The organism is Priestia sp. Y58, from assembly GCF_029522095.1.
Taxonomy (GTDB): Bacteria; Bacillota; Bacilli; order Bacillales; family Bacillaceae_H; genus Priestia; species Priestia megaterium_E.
Genome location: NZ_JAKWFL010000004.1, coordinates 165,450 through 184,383, shown reverse-complemented (window position 1 = coordinate 184,383; position 18,934 = coordinate 165,450). Strand labels below are relative to the sequence as shown.

The following is an 18,934-nucleotide window of genomic DNA, read 5'->3' as shown; positions in this document are numbered from 1 at the left end:
TCTTATTCCCCCTCTTTCTCTTCATAAAGCTCTAGCGGTAACCCGTCCGGATCAGCAAAAAATGTGAATTTTTTTCCCGTTAGTTCATCTACCCTAATAGGTTCCACATCAATCCCTTGCTGCTCTAGTTCACGCTTGGAATCCTCTACGCTTTCAACCGCAAAAGCTAAATGGCGTAAGCCGCACGCTTCAGGTCTTGAAGGACGTTGTGGCGGATTTGGAAACGAGAACAACTCAATTTGATAGCCAGGAGCTACTTCTAAATCTAGCTTATATGAATCTCTTTCTTTTCTATATGTTTCTTCTATAATCTTGCATCCTAACACATTTACATAAAAAGCTTTTGAACGTTCATAATTACTTCCTATAATGGCTACGTGGTGCATTCGTTTTAAATTCATTTCATTCTCCCATAAAAACCCTTTTCTAATCATCCTACACAAAATGCCGGCAAACATCAAATAATTACGTTATCACCTTTGACTAGAGTGATAAAAGTCACGGACATAGCACCTCATAACAAGTAATATAACAACGAGGTGAATAACATGATTTCGTTAACATTTAAAGCAAGAATTGACCGAACTCAAAATTTAGATTCGTTAAAAGAAGAAGCTGCTATTATGCACCGTATTGCTGATCAGCTATCTCCAATGAGCCCTGAGTTCATAGGATATACTGAACGTATTCAATATGTGTATGAACGCATGCACATTATCGTACGTCATCCTACTAAAAAACTCGCTTAATATAAGCGAGTTTTTTTATAAAATCTTTGTCAAACTACCTTATTTTGAGATATACTGAATGCTAATAAAAAAATGAAACTTTTTGATCTTACGCGCGTATACTTAATTACGATAGGATAAAAGATAAATAGTTACGCAGATAAAAACCATCACGTGATGGTTGATATAGTTAAAGGAGGTGGTATTCTGATGGGGTTGCGACATACAAAATTGGCGAACTTGCAGAGATGGCACATGTAACGAAGCGCACGGTTGACTATTATACCAACATTGGGTTGTTAAAAGCAGAACGCTCTGCTTCTAACTATCGCTTTTATAACGAAGAAGCGCTGAAACGTCTTTACTTAATTGAAAAATTAAAAAGCGAAGGCCGTTCTCTTGATGAGATTTCTTCTCTATTTTCTATAGAGCAATCCGAGAATAGCCACTCCAAAGACGAATTAGCATCCAAATTTTACGTACTAAACGACAGTTTAAAAGAAGTTGCACCGCTTATGGAAAAGCTTAATGAAGAAGATCGAAAAGTAATGATGAATCGGCTCTCACCAGAAAGCGTCACTCTTTTGCACTCTTTACTGCTGCTGCTGTCGTAAATTTATTATTTACAGGAGGTGTTTACTTACTTTATAGCACTATAAAGTAAGTATATTCATTGATAACCATTAACTTAATTATTTTTGCGATTTTAATTGTACTCACTGCTTTTTTCGTTGCTTCAGAGTTTGCAATTGTGAAGCTTCGTAGTTCACGGGTAGATCAACTTGTTGCTGAAGGAAAAAAAGGAGCGAATGCGGTTAAAACCGTAACGACACACTTAGATGAGTATTTATCTGCGTGTCAGCTTGGTATTACGATTACTGCTTTAGGTTTAGGTTGGTTAGGAGAACCGACTGTTGCGAAGATTTTAGAACCGCTGTTTGAAGAACTGGGTGTTGCTGCATCTTTAACACACATCCTTTCATTCATTATCGCATTTGCGCTTGTAACGTTTGTTCACGTAGTTGTTGGTGAATTAGCGCCAAAAACATTTGCCATTCAAAAAGCTGAAACAGTTACGTTATTGTTTGCTCGTCCGTTAATTTTATTCTATAAAATTATGTTCCCCTTCATTTGGTTGTTAAATGGTTCTGCCCGTTTATTAACTGGAATGTTTGGATTAAAGCCAGCTTCAGAGCATGAACTTGCGCACAGTGAAGAAGAGCTGCGCATTATTTTATCAGAAAGTTTTAAAGGCGGGGAAATTAACCAGTCTGAATATAAGTATGTGAACAACATTTTCGAATTCGATAACCGTGTTGCTCGCGAAATCATGGTACCAAGAACAGAAATTTCAGCTGTTTCTGAAGACGACAGCATTGAAGATTTCTTAAAGCTTGCTGTAGAAGATCGCTACACTCGTTACCCTGTTACCGTTGACGGAGACAAAGATAACATTATCGGCTTAGTCAACGTCAAAGAGATTCTAAACGATGTCGTCATTAACGATGCGTTAAAAAAGCAAAGCGTGAAGCTTTATATGAATCCTATTATTCAAGTAATTGAAACCGTAGCGATTCAAGACCTATTGCGCTCGATGCAAAAGAAACGTACGCATATGGCTGTGTTGATTGACGAGTACGGCGGTACGGCTGGTATCGTTACCGTTGAAGATATTTTAGAAGAAATCGTTGGAGAAATTCGAGATGAGTTTGATACAGATGAAAAGCCGCTTGTTCAAAAAATCAGCGATCAGCACTTTGTCTTTAACTCAAAAGTACTGCTTGAAGAAGTCAACGAAGTCCTTCATATCGAAATTGAAAACGACGATATCGATACAATTGGCGGCTGGATGCTAATGCAAAATATCGATATCCAGGAAAGCGAATCGTTCAAACTTTTTGGATACGAGTTTATTGCAAAAGAAATGGACGGTCACCAAATGAAAGAAGTAGAAGTACGCGCCCTTCCTGAAGAAGAACGCGTGCAGCCTGAAAGCCATTCACCAGAACAAGAAGTTACACAAGCATAATAAAAAGAGCTGCTTCTTCATGAAGCGGCTCTTTTTTTATTATTGTTTTACTTTAATCATGCAGCAGCTTATACACAACGTTCTCTTCTGCCTCTTCCCCAGTCTTTTCCTTCGCTTGGTCCATCGTGCCGACAAATTCCAGCTTTCCTTCCTTTAAGACCGCAAACCGATGACACACGTCTAAGATTTCATTCAAATCATGGGTGATATAGATAATCGTCTTTCCTTCTGCAGCCAGCTGTTTAATATAACGAATGATCTCAAGCTTAGATTGCAAATCAATTCCGACCGTCGGCTCGTCCATTAACAAGACGGACGGTTCATGAATAAGCGCTACGGCTATATTTAGCTTTCGCTTCATGCCTCCTGATAAATTTTTCACTTTTTCCTTCCATTTTCCTTCTAGCTGTACAGCTGAGCAAAGAGACTGAAGCTGTTCATTCGACAGAGAGCGTGAAGTCATTTTGCTCCACATTTTCATGTTTTCTTTTACGCTAAGCTCTTCCCACAGCGCTATGTCTTGTGGAACGTAGCCAATGACTTCTCGAATTGCTTTTTGATTTTTCTTAAGCGATAAGCCTCCAATCATGACATTACCGCTTGAAGGAGCCGTAATGGTAGACAAAATAGACAGAAGCGTCGACTTACCAGCGCCGTTTGGTCCTAAAAGACCAATGACTTCTCCACTTTCTACGGTCAGCGTAACATTTGCTAACGACCGTTTTTTTCCGTATGTTTTGCTAACATTTTTAATTTCAATCATTTGATGCTCCTCACATTCCACACTATTTTAAACGCGCACAAACATATACATGCAATGGAAACAGCTATCTCTTTCCAAAGGAACGTAAGCGGCAGTGTATGCTGATACAGAAGCAGATGCTGCGGAAGCCACTGACTTATTCTTTCAATCGTTGCAGAAAGCTCTCCTACCGGGAAAAAGCTCCCTCCTATTATACTGAGTCCTGTGACCATGACAACGCTGATCATATAATAAGATCCAACTCGCTGACTTTCACTTGCAAGCCACGTGCTAAAAGCAACGCACACAATCACATAGATACACATATACAGCAGCACACCGTAAGACTCCGCTCCATACAGCCATTTAAATAGAGCAAAACTGATGAGAGCTTGAAGCACGTATAGCACCACATAAGCGGCGCTGACGCTTCGAATATAACCGTAAAGTCCTTTTTGCATTGTTTTCATTCGTTTAAAAAGATGACTCCGCTCTTTAATCATCCAATCTGATGTGATGCAGCAAAGTAAAAGCGTAAAAAATCCCCATACCGGCACGTATCCGGTCATTTGAACGTTCCTTTGCTTTGTATGCTTCTTCGTTCCTTGCACCTCGTAATCAATTGTCATCAGCGGCTTTGGCTTCCACTGGTTATCGGTATAGTGATACGCTTCTTTCCATAAATCCGGTCCTGCATGAATGTTATAGACTTTATATAAAAAACGCACTTCATTTGCCGCTTTAACATTTGTCGTTAACCTTGTCACTTCACTCGCCACGACTTCTCGAACCGCTTCTGTGGCAACAGAAGAAGGCAGTGTAAGCAAATCAATGACTCCTTGATAATTCCCCGCTTCTACTTCTTGCTGAAATCCGTTAGGAAACACAAAAATGCTGTCAATTTTATTTTTGGCCAGCTGCTTTCTCGCTTGTTCTTCATTCATAGAAAGAAACTGAATTTCTGTTGTTTTCCGTAGTCGATCCCTCACTTGTTTAGACATGTTGCTGTGATCTTGATCGACAAGAGCAACGGGTATTTTTGAATCACTTTGTACTTTTGCTAAAAACGAGCTGCTGATGACCGTTCCTATTAAAGGTAAAAAGAAGATCATGATAACAAGCATAGGGCGCTTCAGCAGCTGCTTTATTTTTTCACTGATCATTTTCTCCACCGCCTTTGCAAAGTCATCACGTAGCCAACAGTAAGAAGAAAACTTCCCGCTGCCGTAATGAGAATAGGCTTAAGGTAAGGAAAAGCTTCGTTTGTGTTATATCCAGCAAATTCATAAAATAACAGCTCCAAGACGCGGGTGTTGAGTGACCATTTCTGAAAAACACTTGCCCAGTCCGGTAAATAGACGACCGGCACAACGTGTCCACTTAAAATCGTACTCAGCAAAATAAACAGCAAACCGGTTAGTTGATAAGCTTTTTGTGATAAAAAAAGAACTCGAAGAAGTAAAAACAAACATAAAAAAGCAAACAAGCTTCCGCTTACCCCTGAAAAAAGCTCTCCGTACGTACCGGTTACAGGCAGTTTCAGTCCTTTAATGAGGCTTCCAAACAAAACGACAGATACCGGTAGCAAAAGAACAAACAGAGCCGTCAGCTGCGATAAATAAATGTGGAGAAACGATACACCTCTTGTTTTCATTCGAGCCAGTACGGGAGAAGTTTGCGTTTCACTAGCAAGCAGCCATCCGCCGTAGCTCCAAATCATAAGCAGCAAAGCAGAAAAAGACAGGACATAATATTGCTTCATATCCTGCTGAAAGAAACTCGTTTCTATTTGTTCATCAAATAAACTTCCTCTATCTAGTACGTGAAGCCCAAACGTCACCAAGCTTCTCTTAAATTCTGCGCGTCTATTTTCATCGGAAACATTTTCTTTTTCTAAAAAGGCATCAACCGTATTAATACCGCTTTGAGCAGCTGACGTGTAGTCAGCTGCACTTTCCATCACGTAGCGAAACAGCTGTGACTGAAGCGGCTTATTGCTATTCCCAATGACGTGTAAAGGCTGATTTTTTCCATGAGCAATATCATGACTAAAACCTTTTGGCAGCGTCACAATGGCTGCCACTTTATTTTGCTGCAGCAGCTGTTTAGCTTTCTGTTCATTCGTGTAAAGAGGTTTCATGATCTTGCGAAGCTTACCTTCAGTCAGCTGTTCGATGACGTACTTCGTTTGTGCAGTATCATCTTTATCTACAATTGCCACGGGGAACCGATTTACTCTCTCCTCACCTTGCATGGTCTGACTAATAATGATCCCTGCTCCAAGTAAAAACAGAGCAGGGATCATTATTAGCAGTATGAGAGATTTTATATTTTTCAATAGAGCTTTACATGTAAAAAGAGTCAAAGAGAAATATATCTTCATCTGCTTTGCACCTTTTAGTAACCAGCGGTTCCCATATTCATCATGAGACCTTGAACATTTTTAGCGAAATTTTCTTGAATCGACAGCATATCTTCAGGGGTTACATCTTTTACGTTTGTTGCATTAGATGCGTCAAGCTCTGGAATAGCTGCTGATTTTTTTAATTGAGAAGCAGAGTCAATTTTTAACGTAACGTTTGCCGGATCTGCTTTTGGTCCTATTTTTGTACGAATATCAAACGAATAATCTGCTTTTCCTTTTGAAGCACTGATTGCTTGATTCTGCTTTACTTCCCCGTTTACTACTAGATCTTCTTGATCACCTAAGTCTAAAGAGAAAGTACGGTCAGCCGTTTGTTTCGCATCGGTTTTACCATTGATGACCGAATCCATTTTAAACGTCATATTCGTGTCTTCATCTTTTGAATCTTTTGTTAACAAATGAATAGACATGTTTTCTTTTCGTTTTTCACTTTCCGTTGTTACGTCATTTTTCATATCAAACGTAAACGCATCATCGGTAGTGCTATCCGCTAGAACTGCTTTAAACTGCTTAGCCGTTTTGTTATCTTCATATGGAACATTTTTAGTCACCACGTTAAGTTTGCCTTTATCGTTAGAAGCATTTTTTACGCCCATGTCCATATCGCGAGCTACCACAACATCATCTTGAACGTACACAGTTGATTTCACACCGCCAGGGTAAGTCGTATCTTTTGCTTCTTTTTGGAAGTCTTGAAGACTTTCTTTTACTGATTTTTTCAATTCTTTTGGATCTGCCATATCTTTTAATTCTGGATTCGTTGCTGCCGAAGATTTAAACAGCTTAGATACGTGATTTGCATAGATGGTATGAAGCTTGTCATCTTTTGCTACCTTCGCAATAAGCTTATCCATAAATTGTTTTGTTTCTTTGTCAGACATGTTAAGCGTCACGCTTGTTAACTGAAGCGTTTTGCCATTTGTTTTATAATCCACATTTTTTTCTTTTGTAAAATAATCGCTGTCTAGTTCATCATAAATGAACGTTCCGTACTCTTTTGCAATGTAGGTTTTTTCTTTTTCCGTTAACTTTAAGTCTTCTAAACTCACGTTGCTCGTGTTAATATCAAGCGTTTCAGGACCTGAGTAAGAAGGATCGAACTTACGCGCTACCTGTCCATATTCGTCTAAGTTTAAATAGAAATATTCATTTGCTAGAATCGGGGCTTTAAAGCCTATTCTTTCTTTCGTTTGAAAGCCTTCTAGGTCAAGCGCTTTTGAACCGCCGATATTAAGAGCCAGTGAACCGTATCCTTCACTTTTTTTCGGATCTTGTTCCGCTTTAATTTTAATTTCAGCTTTACTGATAAGATCTTGAATCATTTTAAAGCTTGGATCATACGAAAGTGAATCCATGTTAAAGCCGCCTTTGATAGTAGCATTTGTAGTAGAAGGCTGCTTCATCGCTTTTTCCTGATAAGCCACCGTTTCACTGTACTTCGTTTCTAATTCATCTGCTGCTTTTTGATACGTATTTACTTCAGAAATTAAGTATAATTGCTTAGGAGATTTTTTAAATACCGTAGCAAATGTAATTGCTCCTCCAATAATCACAATCAAAGCTGCTAAAATGATAATCCATTTAGCCGGCGCTTTTTTGGGGGCGGGCGCTGTTTCTAGCGAAGCCGCTGTTTCGTCTGTTGTTCTGTTTTGATCTTTCTCACTCATCTACACCAGAACCTCCTATGTATTTTGTTAGTCACTTTGTACATGATAAGGAAAGGTTTCCATAAATTCTACTACTTCGACAAAATAAGACAATAATTAGTCCGATAAACCGATGTCTTTCGGTGCAATATCGTGTGCAAAGTACTCTACTTAAGTACCCAATATATTGAAAATAAAACCAATTATTCAAAACTATCTCAATAACTATTAAAATAGGTAAATGACTTATCTTCTTGTATTTTTACAATATATTCCTATAATTAAGCATTTACACCTAAGAATTACGAAGCGCAGTTTTTCTATAGCTAATCTCTTTTTCCTTTAATCACATACAGGTGATATCTATGTACGTCTTTATGAAAACATGATAAAAAAAGCAGCGTTTTGTTCTGGTTCGAAAGGGAAACAATAAATATAAGAAAGCTTTTTTCTTGCCGGTGATATAAACATCGAGTAAAGTATTGCTAAATACATTTTACACAATTTAATTTGAGGATAGAAAAAGGAGGATATCATTATGAATATACGCGTCACCCCTTCTGCAAAAGAAGCGTTGCGGAACGTAGAACAAAATCAAATGATCCAGCTTTCTTTTGATCGGGGAAGCTGCGATATTGTTAATACAATTTATGAAATGAAGATCATCTCAAAGCGCAGCCTTCAACCCTATGAAAAAGTTGTAACGGTTGAAGACTTAGAATTTATTGTTGATGATGACATGGAAGAAGTGTACGACAATGAGCTGGTGATTGATCACGCAGCAGGTGCTTTTGTCTTTAAAAATCACAACCAAATTTTTAATAATCGCGTAGGACTACGCTATATTAATTCATAGAAAAAAACAGGGAGCTCCCTGCTTTTTTTCTTGCATATGTTAGTACAATCGTTTTTATCGATTGACCTTCAACCGCTCTTGGATAAATAACAAAACGTTCACAAGGCTATTTTCTTCATATACATTCACTTGCTGACGCTTAAATTCCCCTTGTTCATGGTAGTAAATAATATCTCCCGTTCCTTTGTCTTCATTCATATGTAAATGAAAACTAAGCGGCGTTGCCAAAATAGATCCGTCTTCATCTCGCTGAAGAATTTGACAAAGCGTTTGATCCCCTTGTTTTTCAGATAAAAAGTCATAGCCAAATTGACGTGCTAACTTCTCCACTTGTGCAGCAATAAGAGCTGTAATCTGTTGATTATCTTTCATAAGCAGTATTTCTCCTTACTTCATCTCATTAGGGTTTTATTATTAGTATACTATACCTCAAACTTCTGGAGCTAACGACTTAACCTGTACAAATCATGACCACATGTCCATCCGGATCTTTTATAGTAAAAAACGAAAAATCCTCAAAAGAAGTAATCGGAGAATCAATCGTATAGCCCAGCTCTTTAACAAATTCATACGCTTCTTTAATATCTTCCGTATGGAAATTAAAAATTGGATGGAGACTAGCCACTATTTGTTTTTCTGTTCCTTCAGGACCCGCGTCTAGTGTTAACCCTGTTTCTCCATCAATGTTAAGATTATAAACGGGGTTCTTCACCTCGCTTATCTTTTATTCTTGATTCAATAACTCGCTATACCATTTTACTGAAGTTTTTAAATGAGATACGTGGATAAATACCGTATTCATTTTGTTGAAAACAGGACTCGGCATTTTTACCCTCCTTTTTGTTTTTTAATCTAAGTGCAAATATCAGAATAAGTGCAAATATCAGAATAAGATAGATTGTCCATTTATTTTATAATACTTCCATTAGCTTCAATGCTGATTCACAAACAGAACCATGCGCAACGTTTTTTCAAAAATATGTATGCTGTACAACTACAATCACAACCGCAATTAAAATCGAAGGCAGTAAATTCGCAACTTTAATTTTAATAATTTCTAATAAATTAATTCCAATCGCTAAAATTAATACGCCCCCTACTCCTGTGACTTCGGCAATGATACTATTCATTAAATCTTGCGGCACGACCGCATTGATTTGCGTGGCAAATAACGCAATGATGCCTTCGTATAGAAACACGGGCACTGCTGAGAAAATGACGCCTATTCCAAGCGTAGTCGTTAATAATAATGAGATAAATCCATCCATCACCGCTTTTGTAAACAATACGCTGTGATCGCCGCGTATTCCGCTGTCTAATGCCCCGACAATCGCCATCGCTCCAATGACAAAGATTAACGTCCCTGTTACAAAGCCCTGTGAAATACTGAATGTTTGCTTGTCATTTTGCGGTGATTGAAATTTTCGTTCAATCATATTGCCTAAAAGGTTTAGCTTTTCATCTAAATCAATGAACTCACCAATAACCGCTCCGATGGCTAAGCTCAAAATTACAATTAAAAACTGATGACTTTTAAAGCCCATTTGCAAACCGAGCGTGATAACGGATAAACCCATCACTTGCATCACTGTCACGCTTACTTTTTCAGGAATGCGGTGAGCAAGCTTGCCCATTAATGTTCCTACAACAATCGCTAGTCCATTTACTAATGCTCCTATAATAAACATGCTGTCACCTTTACTCTGAATAATGCCGTTTCTGTTTTCATTTGTTCTACTCCCTCTCTGCTCTGCACTAGCTGTATCAAACACACTAAATTTTAACACAAAATTCTTGCAATTATGAAGAAAAGAAAAAGATCCGAACGATGAATCATTCGGATCTTTAACTAAAACACATTTGTTCCAGCCTTTTTATTAAAATGTAATAACGTCTTTTGTACCTTGCTTTTGGTAGCCTGTTTTTAACAGCTTCACTTCTTTATCCGCTGGCAAGTTGGTAAATACAACCGGTGTCACAATAGACGGTGCATGCTTTTTAACATACTCTAAATCCACCTGTAAAAGAGGTGTTCCTTGTTGAACGCTGTCACCTTCTTGAACAAGCGCTTGAAATCCTTCTCCTTTTAAATTCACAGTATCTAATCCAACGTGAATCAGGATTTCAATTCCTTCTACTGTTTTTAAGCCAATCGCATGTTTTGTTGGGAACACGGTCATGACTTCACCGTTAATCGGTGATACGAGCGTTCCTTCAATCGGTTCAATCGCAAAACCGTCACCCATCATCTTTTGTGAAAATACTTGATCTTCTACTTCACTAAGCGGCTTTACTACACCTTCAAACGGTAACACAAACTCTGTGTGTGCATCTGCTTGAACAGCCTGTTGTTCAACAGGTGCAGCGGTTGACGCTGTGCCGTATTTAACTAGCTGATTCATTGCGTCTGCAACGAACTCTACTTCTGTTCCGACAATGACTTGAACATTTGTTTTGCTGAGCTTCATGATTCCTCTCGCTCCGTGGCGCTTTAAGGCAGCTTCGTTAATGTTGCTAGCATCACCTACTTGTAAACGAAGACGAGTCGCACAGTTATCAATTACGGTTAAGTTTTCTTTTCCGCCTAAATCTTCAATAAAATACGACGCCATATCCACATATTTATCGCCTGTTGCCACAACCGTTTCGTTTGATGTGTCTACTTCTTCATCATCTTCACGTCCCGGTGTTTTTAAATTTAATGCTTTGATGAGCGTGTAGAAAATGACAAAGTAAATGACTGCATATACAATTCCAATTCCCGCTAACAGAAGCGGTTTTTGTGAAATTCCATAGTTTAAGAAGAAATCAATGGCCCCTGCTGAAAATCCAAATCCAGCGTGAATGCCAAGAGCAACGGCTAAAGCCATCGAAATTCCTGTTAAAACGGCATGAATAACGTATAATAGCGGTGCTACGAACATAAATAGAAATTCAATTGGTTCCGTAATTCCCGTTAAAAAAGAAGTAACAGCAAGTCCAATTAACATACCGCTGACTTGTTTGCGCTTTTCTTTTTTAGCTGCTGCGATCATCGCAAGCGCTGCTGCCGGTAAACCAAACATCATAACCGGGAAGAATCCAGACATAAATGTTCCTGCCGTTGGATCTCCTTTAAAGAAGCGATTCAAATCTCCCGTTACGCCGTGATAGTCTCCGAACACAAACCATACTAAGCTGTTTAATACGTGATGCAGTCCAATTGGAATCAATAGACGGTTTAAAAATCCGTATATACCTGCTCCAAGAGCTCCTGCTCCTGTAATCCACGTTCCTAAGTTGTTAATTTGATCTTGAATCGGCGGCCAAATAACCCCAAAGATTCCTGCAAGCGCAAGCATAACGACTGAAGTAATAATCGGTACAAACCGCTTTCCTGCAAAGAAGCCGAGCCACTCTGGCAGCTTAATCGCTGAGAAACGATTGTATAGTAAACCAGCTGTTACCCCTGAGACAATCCCGCCGAGTACACCCATGTTAATATCTTTATCAATAGCTACAGTTCCTTTTGTTAACACAAAATAACCGACGACTCCGGCAAGTGCTGCTGCGCCGCTTCCATCTTTTGAAAGTCCTACAGCAATTCCGAGTGCAAACAGTAGTGCTAAATTCGCAAAAATCGCATCTCCGGCTTGAGCCATAAATGGAATATCTAATAAGTCCTTTTGACCCAAACGAAGAAGCAATGCCGCAGCAGGTAATACTGCGATTGGCAGCATAAGCGATTTACCAATACGTTGTAAAAAATTCAGCATGTTTCTATCCCCTTTGTATAACGTATTTAACCCGATGTTACGAGCAAGGATTTTCGTAACAATATTTATCGGATGACAAGTTACCGCATTCGTCCCGGCCTATGATTACATCATCATCAGCTGAAATAACGGCGGTTTTACTGCATGGACTCATACTAGCACATAAAATATATAGTTGTCTATACCAATTTTCTTTTTAAAAACCTTTCTATATCAATGTTAAAAGCCCTTACAAAACTTTCTAGTTCACAAAAAAGAATTAACTGGTCTAGACAACTATTCCAAAAAGCGTTACACTTAAATCAATACCACGAGCAAAGGAGTGTATGTATGGATACACATTCATCCATCATTATTTATAATGTAACCGTTTATAGTGAAAATCAGACATTAAAAAACGGGTATATTAAACTAACGAACAAGAAAATTACTGAAATCGGAGAGATCCATCAATACGTAGGTCAGCCAAAAGATCATGTGATTGAGCTTTCTCCTTCCTATAAAGTCATTCCTGGTGCCATTGATGTGCATATTCATGGCGTGAACAATGCGGACGCTATGGACGGTACTGCAGAAGCATTAAAAACAATGGCGCGCACGCTTCCTAAAGAAGGTACAACAAGCTTTTTAGCAACCACTATGACGCAATCAAATGAAGCGGTTGAAAAAGCACTTCGCAATGCGGGCGCTTATATTGAAGAACAGACAGATCAAGATGCTGAAGTAGTGGGTATTCACTTAGAAGGTCCGTTTATTTCACCAAAACGTGCGGGTGCACAGCCGCCTACTCACATTCAAGATCCAAATGTGTCACTGTTTCAAGAATGGCAAAAAGCAGCCGGAGGACATATTAAACTTGTCACATTAGCTCCAGAGCAGCCAAACGGCTTAGCGCTTACTTCTTATTTAAAAGAAACAAACGTTGTCGCTTCTATTGGCCATTCTGATAGCACATATGATCAAGTTGATGAAGCTATCGAAGCCGGAGCGTCTCATATTACGCACTTATATAACGGCATGCGCGGCCTTCACCATAGAGAGCCGGGCGTATTAGGCGCCGCTTATTTGAGAGATGAATTATTTGTAGAGCTCATTACAGACGGCATCCACTGCCGACCTGAAATGGTCAAGCTTGCGTACGATCAAATCACAAGTGAACGCATGATTCTTATCACGGATTCTCTTCGTGCCAAATGTCTAAAAAACGGTACGTATGATTTAGGAGGACAGCCTGTTCACGTAAACGACACAACGGCTACCCTTGCAGATGGAACGTTAGCGGGAAGCATCTTAAAGATGAACGATGCAATTAAAAACACGATGAGCTTTACGAACTGCTCATTGGAAGACATCGTAAAAATGACTGCTGAAAACCCAGCAAAACAGCTTAATCTGTTTGATACAAAAGGAAGTCTCAAAATTGGAAAAGATGCGGATATCGTGGTGTTAAATGAAAACTTAGATGTTGAAATGACATTTTGCCGAGGCACATTGAGCTTTCAAAAGGAGGACTAACAATGAATATCATCCAAGTGAAAAACTACAGTGAAATGAGTGCAAAAGCAGCTGATATGCTGATTAGCAAACTTCATAAAAAACCAAATATGAATCTGGGACTTGCAACGGGAGGCACACCGAAAGGATTATATGATCGTTTAATTCAAGATCATAAAGAGCACGGCACGTCTTACAAACACGTTACTTCCTTTAACTTAGATGAATATGTCGGAATGAAGCCGCAAGATCCAAACAGCTATCACTACTATATGGCAGATGCGTTATTTAATCACATTGATATTGACGTAAGCAACACGCACGTTCCTAACGGGCTGGCTGATACGCCTGAAGAAGAATGCCGCCGCTACGATGAAATGATTCAAAATCACGGAGGCATTGACCTTCAGATTCTTGGAATCGGCCAAAACGGACATATTGGCTTTAACGAACCTGGTACGTCATTCAACTCTCCTACTCATATTGTGACGTTAGAAGAGTCAACTCGAAAAGCCAATGCGCGCTACTTTAATTCTCTTGACGAAGTGCCTACTCAGGCTATTACAATGGGAATTGAATCAATTATGAAAAGCAAAGAAATTTTACTGCTTATCTCCGGGGAAGCCAAAGCAGAAGCCATGTACCAACTGCTTAACGGAGAAATCACAGAAGACTTTCCTGCTTCTATTTTAAAGAAGCATCACTGTGTTACAATTATTGCGGACCAAGAAGCTTTAGCTAAAGTGAACCTTTGAAAGAATAGTCAAGTAGCCTGCCCTGGCTATAATCAATCCGTCTTTATGAAAGAAAGATATTTGACTATTAGTTAGAGCATATATAGATAACATACCTCCTCGTCTTTTTAGATGAGGAGGTTTACATAAAGGAGAGAACTTAAGTGATTGATAAAAGCTCACCTCTTCCGATTTATTATCAAATTGAAGAACAGTTAAAAAAACAAATTGAAAACGGAGAGTTAAAACCAAATGATTCGCTTCCTTCTGAACGAGAGTTTGCAGAACGATTTGAAATCAGCAGAATGACCGTTCGCCAAGCAATTAACAATTTAGTAAACGACGGTTATTTATATCGTCAAAAAGGCCGCGGTACCTTTGTATCTGAAAAAAAACTGGAGCAGCAGCTCGTTGGATTAACGAGTTTTACAGAAGATATGAAAGCGCGCGGAATGGTGCCAAGCAGTAAATTGCTAAGTTTTGAAATCATTGCGGCTTCAGAAAAAATTGCCGAGCAGCTGCACATTTCTCTTCATGCACCTGTTTATGAAATCAAGCGTATTCGTTTAGCTGACGACGTGCCAATGGCGCTCGAAAGCGTGTATGTATCCGCTAACTTAGTCAAAGGATTAACAGAATCCATTGTTAATGACTCTCTCTACCGCTATATTGAAGAAGAGCTCGGGCTGAAAATTGGCGAAGCCAATCAAACGTTAGAATCCATTTTAGCTTCTGAAACCGAAGTGAAGCATCTTGGAATCAGCTCATATTCACCCGTTCTATTGATTCAAAGAAATACGTATTTGCAAGACGGCACGCCGCTTGAAGTGGTGAAGTCTTCGTACAGAGCAGACCGCTATAAGTTTACGATTAACATGACACGATCTTAACTAAGGAGTTTTTTTATGTCTAGTTTATATCTACAGGAACTAACAAAACTGCTTGCTAAAGTGGAGACGCATGAACAGCAGGCAATAGAATCCGCAGCCGAGAAAATTTCACAGCAATTAGCTTCTCATCACCTCATTCATTTATTTGGGTGCGGTCATTCTCATATTTTAACAGAAGAAGTGTTTTACCGTTCCGGAGGGCTTGCACCGATTCATCCTATTTTTGTAGAAGAACTGATGCTTCATAAAGGAGCTTCGCGCTCTTCACAGCTAGAGCGTAAAAACGACTATGCAAATACCTTTATGGAAAAAGAAGATATCGTACCAGGCGATATCATGATTGTGATTTCTACGTCGGGCGTAAATCCCGTTCCAATTGATGTGGCCTTAATTGCAAAAGAAAAAGGCGCCTTTGTTATCGGGCTTACCTCTCCTTCTTATGCCACGAGCCGGGCTTCGCGACATAAAAGCGGAAAATACCTTCATGATGTCGTGGATCTTGTTATTAATAATCATATTCCAAAAGGAGACGTTCTTCTTCATCAGCAAGACATTTCTTTCGCTTCTGGTTCTACTGTAATTGGAGGCGCTATCTTAAACGATATCCTATCTAGAACCATTCAAAAACTGCTCAGCCGCCGCATCACGCCTCCTGTCTTTTTAAGCGGAAACATGGAAGGTTCAGATGAACATAACCAGCGGTTGATTGATGCTTACAAAGGAAGAATTACTGCCCTATAACAGCCCCTGCGGCTGTTTTTTTGCACAAAAAAAAGATGCTTGAAAGCATCTCATCAAAGTCGGACTGTACGATTTGGACTAGATCTCCTCTTTATCAGTAGAAGTCTTGTTCACAGCACCATAACCTACTTATCCGACATAATTACTATGTTTAACATAATTATACTCTTTTATACTTTAAGTGTCAAACAATAATTGTCCGTACTGCTACTCCACTTCGTGTCATTCTCACTACCTACTAAAATGGCAATATACTAGTACCTTATATTTACTATACTAGCAAATAAGTTTATACTTATACATAATTAGGTATATATACATATTTTTTTATGAAGTGAGGAGCTAACGTTTTATGAAGAAGATTTTATTTTGGACATTTATAGCAGCCTGCTGTACGGTAATTATTGCATTAGGTGTTGGGTTGATTAGCGCTTTCCATACTAAATCTGCCTTTCCAGCAGCTAAAGAAAGTAAGGAAAAAGACCAACAATTAGAAGAGCAAGTCTCATACATAGGAGGAACGCCTGAGCCCGAAGTTGAACTGAATCAATCTACAAGTGAAGAAACAGTCATTGAAACGATGCATAAAATGACTCATCAAAAAGTATATTCTCCTGATAAATGGGGCGCAGTTGAAATGACTTCGGCTAATATTCAAAAAGTTAAACATGTATTAGAGATAAATGAATTTGAACATAAAGCTCAGCTTCTTCAAATTTTAAATAGATGGGAGAATAATGATTTTAGTAAGGTAGTAGAAGATCATAATTATTTTTGGACCCTTCAAGGAGGCAACATTGGAGAAGCAACCGGCAGACTCAGCGAATCGGATGAAAAAACATTTATTAAAAACAATTTCCGTTAGTTTCTTGCAGTAAGCTAGACGCAAAAAAAAACGGCTGAGAAAAAAGTATTTTTGTTGCAGGATGAACGCAAATTTAATCTGTTTAGTTGCTTCTAGCAGTTGATTGGAGAGCAAGACGAAGACTCCTGCGGGAAAAGCGGAAGGGGTGAGACCCCGCAGGAGCGCAAGCGACGAGGAGGCTCAGCGGCCGCCCGCGGAAAGCGAAGTCTTGCACGGAAATCAACTGCGGTGTAATAAGCAGTCCAGCTCATCTATACTTATTATTTTATGTTCATAACCATTAGCACCCTATTATAAATGGAGCTTTAATCCTTCATGAGAAGCTGTGAACCCAAGCTTTTGATAAAAACGCAAAGCCTCCGATCGTTCCTTGTCCGTTGTTAATTGTACTAACTGACAATTACGTTCTTTCGCTCGTTCAATCGCCCATGTAATCAGCTGATAGCCAACCCCTTTTCCGCGCTGTGACGAAGCGGTTCGAACTCCTTCAATCGTGGCTCTCCACCCGCCTTGTCGTGCAATGTGGGGCGTAAAGGTTATTTGTTGAACACCTATTACTTCACTATCTTTACATGCGACAATCAGTTCATTGTTTGGATCCGCATCAATTGCCTGAAATGCTTGAACATAACAGTCTGGAAGCGGTAATTCATAGCGTTCTCGTTTGCTTCCGAGCATATCATCAGCGAGCATTCCAACAATTTGATCTAAATCTTCCCGCACTGCTTCTCTAAAGGTTATTTCTCCCATTTCACACAGCACCTTTCCCGTGTCTATTTATGATGTTAAAAAGAACACTGACGAACAAGCTCAGAACCGACGCCAAAAACAAAGCAGCCGCTAAAGCACCAAGACTCATTCCTTCAAAGCCACCAACTCCAAATATGCTATATAGAAATAGAAATATACTTATTATCATGCTGCTAAGTGAAATTCCGTACTGCACGGGCGAGTTCTTTCTATAGAAGAAATACGACGCACCAGCAAGCAGCACAAAGAAAGCACCCATTAATCCAAATAAAGAAATCATTTACACCTTCCTCCTTCTCTAAAAAAGGAATTTATATCCATTATATACTATCATTTTTATTTATTCTATCTATATTAATAGCCCTGCAGCCACAACTAAATAGACATGACCAAAGCGGTCATGTCTATTTTTCTACTATATTATTAAAAAGAAAGTTCTTTGAACCAAAAAGAATAAGTGGCTAAGCAAGCTTCATCAATTTCATTCATGCGTTTTTTGCATCTCTGCAGCACCTCAGCAGGAATGTGTCTCTCTAAGTATGCAGATTCTCCGTTAGCTTGAATCGTTTCTTCTACTAGCTCTTCAAACACATCTAAGCATGCTAAAAACTGCGGAAAAGTTGTATTAACAAAGCGCTCGCAGTCATCATTGGACGTATCGAGCAGCACAACCGAACCGTTTTTTTGATGAAGACAAATTGGATCTCCAGCCCCTGTTGTTCCTAAAAACCAATAGTGCTGGTAGCGAGATGATAACTCAAATGTTTCGCATAGCGTTGTTAGCTTTCCTTTGGATGAAACGAACTCTAGAAATGGTGAAGCTTCTTTGGGCAATCCTTTTTCTGTTAGCAACTTCTTTGTCTCTTTATCAATATCAAGGGGTGCAAGCTGTTCGGCATCAAACTTCATTCGTTTTTCTTGTCGTTGCATCACATTTGACAACTTCTTTCACTCCTTTTCACCATTTGCTCTTTCTTTGCTTTTGTTTATTATAAAAGAAATCCAGCTCGTATTATATGCTACAAATGAACTTAATTAGACTGAAATTTTTTCCAATCTTTATTTATATAGCCCGATTTCCTCTTTATAAACACAGGTAAAAAGAAACCGATCAGATTTTCTCCAACAGATTCTGCTTTTAAAAATAATTCTCATTCCCTTCTTTCCTTTTCAGCGTACTTTCGCCTCTTATAAACAGGCTCAATCTTTATTATTCCAATTTTTTCTACTTTTTGCAACTAGGACTTATCTCACCATTTCTTATGCGAGATTAATAACT

22 protein-coding genes are annotated in these 18,934 nt (G+C 39.0%); 10 read left to right on the top strand and 12 right to left on the bottom strand.

The window, feature by feature from the left end:
* Positions 1-2 precede the first annotated feature (2 nt).
* A complete protein-coding gene (gloA2, locus tag MMB68_RS14200) occupies positions 3-401 on the bottom strand; it encodes an SMU1112c/YaeR family gloxylase I-like metalloprotein (protein WP_014461134.1) in 399 nt (132 codons plus the stop codon).
* A 147-nt stretch (positions 402-548) separates the two neighbouring features.
* On the opposite strand from gloA2, the gene MMB68_RS14195 reads away from it, so the two are divergent.
* The 3 genes from MMB68_RS14195 (at position 549) to MMB68_RS14185 (ending at position 2,757) form a co-directional block, all read left to right on the top strand.
* A complete protein-coding gene (locus MMB68_RS14195; RefSeq protein WP_221782286.1) occupies positions 549-749 on the top strand; it encodes a hypothetical protein in 201 nt (66 codons plus the stop codon).
* Between the two features lie 227 nt (positions 750-976).
* A complete protein-coding gene (locus tag MMB68_RS14190) occupies positions 977-1,342 on the top strand; it encodes a MerR family transcriptional regulator (protein ID WP_129706973.1) in 366 nt (121 codons plus the stop codon).
* Positions 1,343-1,401: 59 nt separating this feature from the next.
* Positions 1,402-2,757 (top strand): hemolysin family protein, encoded by a 1,356-nt coding sequence (locus MMB68_RS14185; RefSeq protein WP_116737495.1) that lies wholly within the window; start codon positions 1,402-1,404, stop codon positions 2,755-2,757.
* A 52-nt stretch (positions 2,758-2,809) separates the two neighbouring features.
* Here MMB68_RS14185 and MMB68_RS14180 read toward each other — a convergent pair whose 3' ends face one another.
* From MMB68_RS14180 to MMB68_RS14165, 4 genes are read right to left on the bottom strand one after another with little or no spacing between them, the layout of a single operon-like run.
* A complete protein-coding gene (locus tag MMB68_RS14180; RefSeq protein ID WP_221782284.1) occupies positions 2,810-3,520 on the bottom strand; it encodes an ABC transporter ATP-binding protein in 711 nt (236 codons plus the stop codon).
* Positions 3,517-4,662: an ABC transporter permease gene (locus MMB68_RS14175; protein WP_277549118.1), complete on the bottom strand. Its 1,146-nt coding sequence runs from the start codon at positions 4,660-4,662 to the stop codon at positions 3,517-3,519. The genes MMB68_RS14180 and MMB68_RS14175 overlap by 4 nt, the downstream gene beginning before the upstream one ends.
* Complete coding sequence (locus tag MMB68_RS14170) at positions 4,659-5,882, bottom strand: ABC transporter permease (RefSeq protein WP_277549117.1); 1,224 nt, start codon at positions 5,880-5,882, stop codon at positions 4,659-4,661. The genes MMB68_RS14175 and MMB68_RS14170 overlap by 4 nt, the downstream gene beginning before the upstream one ends.
* Positions 5,883-5,896: 14 nt before the next feature.
* On the bottom strand, positions 5,897-7,591 hold the full coding sequence (locus tag MMB68_RS14165) for a DUF6583 family protein (RefSeq protein ID WP_277549116.1): 1,695 nt from the start codon (positions 7,589-7,591) through the stop codon (positions 5,897-5,899).
* Positions 7,592-8,108: 517 nt separating this feature from the next.
* Between MMB68_RS14165 and MMB68_RS14160 the strand changes: the two genes are divergently transcribed.
* On the top strand, positions 8,109-8,426 hold the full coding sequence (locus MMB68_RS14160) for an iron-sulfur cluster biosynthesis family protein (protein ID WP_057241684.1): 318 nt from the start codon (positions 8,109-8,111) through the stop codon (positions 8,424-8,426).
* 54 nt (positions 8,427-8,480) lie between these two features.
* Here the strand turns inward: MMB68_RS14160 and MMB68_RS14155 are convergent, their stop codons facing one another.
* The 4 genes from MMB68_RS14155 to nagE form a co-directional block, all read right to left on the bottom strand.
* Complete coding sequence (locus tag MMB68_RS14155; RefSeq protein WP_028407839.1) at positions 8,481-8,798, bottom strand: hypothetical protein; 318 nt, start codon at positions 8,796-8,798, stop codon at positions 8,481-8,483.
* A 79-nt stretch (positions 8,799-8,877) separates the two neighbouring features.
* Positions 8,878-9,138 carry a VOC family protein gene (locus MMB68_RS14150; protein WP_277549115.1) on the bottom strand — a complete coding sequence of 87 codons (261 nt, stop codon included), beginning with the start codon at positions 9,136-9,138 and terminating at the stop codon, positions 8,878-8,880.
* A gap of 259 nt (positions 9,139-9,397) precedes the next feature.
* On the bottom strand, positions 9,398-10,114 hold the full coding sequence (locus MMB68_RS14145) for a DUF554 domain-containing protein (RefSeq protein ID WP_277549114.1): 717 nt from the start codon (positions 10,112-10,114) through the stop codon (positions 9,398-9,400).
* A 189-nt stretch (positions 10,115-10,303) separates the two neighbouring features.
* The gene (nagE, locus tag MMB68_RS14140; RefSeq protein WP_277549113.1) at positions 10,304-12,181 is read right to left on the bottom strand and encodes an N-acetylglucosamine-specific PTS transporter subunit IIBC; all 1,878 of its coding nucleotides are present in this window, start codon (positions 12,179-12,181) and stop codon (positions 10,304-10,306) included.
* A gap of 330 nt (positions 12,182-12,511) precedes the next feature.
* Here nagE and nagA point away from each other — a divergent pair, with 330 nt between their 5' ends.
* The 6 genes from nagA to MMB68_RS14110 all read left to right on the top strand — a co-directional run bounded on the left by nagA (position 12,512) and on the right by MMB68_RS14110 (position 17,139).
* Entirely contained in the window at positions 12,512-13,696 is a 1,185-nt protein-coding gene (gene nagA / locus MMB68_RS14135; RefSeq protein WP_277549112.1) for an N-acetylglucosamine-6-phosphate deacetylase, read from the top strand.
* A 2-nt stretch (positions 13,697-13,698) separates the two neighbouring features.
* Entirely contained in the window at positions 13,699-14,430 is a 732-nt protein-coding gene (gene nagB / locus MMB68_RS14130; protein ID WP_277448309.1) for a glucosamine-6-phosphate deaminase, read from the top strand.
* A 143-nt stretch (positions 14,431-14,573) separates the two neighbouring features.
* A complete protein-coding gene (locus MMB68_RS14125; protein WP_025749507.1) occupies positions 14,574-15,299 on the top strand; it encodes a GntR family transcriptional regulator in 726 nt (241 codons plus the stop codon).
* 15 nt (positions 15,300-15,314) lie between these two features.
* Positions 15,315-16,040 carry an SIS domain-containing protein gene (locus MMB68_RS14120; protein ID WP_269871773.1) on the top strand — a complete coding sequence of 242 codons (726 nt, stop codon included), beginning with the start codon at positions 15,315-15,317 and terminating at the stop codon, positions 16,038-16,040.
* Positions 16,041-16,392: 352 nt separating this feature from the next.
* Positions 16,393-16,905, top strand: coding sequence for a DUF6241 domain-containing protein (locus MMB68_RS14115; RefSeq protein WP_221813077.1), 513 nt, complete (start codon positions 16,393-16,395; stop codon positions 16,903-16,905).
* Between the two features lie 99 nt (positions 16,906-17,004).
* Entirely contained in the window at positions 17,005-17,139 is a 135-nt protein-coding gene (locus MMB68_RS14110; protein WP_260506576.1) for a hypothetical protein, read from the top strand.
* Between the two features lie 57 nt (positions 17,140-17,196).
* On the opposite strand, the gene MMB68_RS14105 is transcribed toward MMB68_RS14110, so the two are convergent.
* The 3 genes from MMB68_RS14105 to MMB68_RS14095 form a co-directional block, all read right to left on the bottom strand.
* Positions 17,197-17,655, bottom strand: a complete 459-nt coding sequence (locus MMB68_RS14105; protein ID WP_013055878.1) for a GNAT family N-acetyltransferase — start codon at positions 17,653-17,655, stop codon at positions 17,197-17,199.
* 1 nt (position 17,656) lies between these two features.
* Entirely contained in the window at positions 17,657-17,935 is a 279-nt protein-coding gene (locus MMB68_RS14100) for a YesK family protein (RefSeq protein ID WP_277549111.1), read from the bottom strand.
* 143 nt (positions 17,936-18,078) lie between these two features.
* Positions 18,079-18,588 (bottom strand): SUKH-4 family immunity protein, encoded by a 510-nt coding sequence (locus MMB68_RS14095; protein WP_223260128.1) that lies wholly within the window; start codon positions 18,586-18,588, stop codon positions 18,079-18,081.
* Positions 18,589-18,934: the final 346 nt, after the last annotated feature.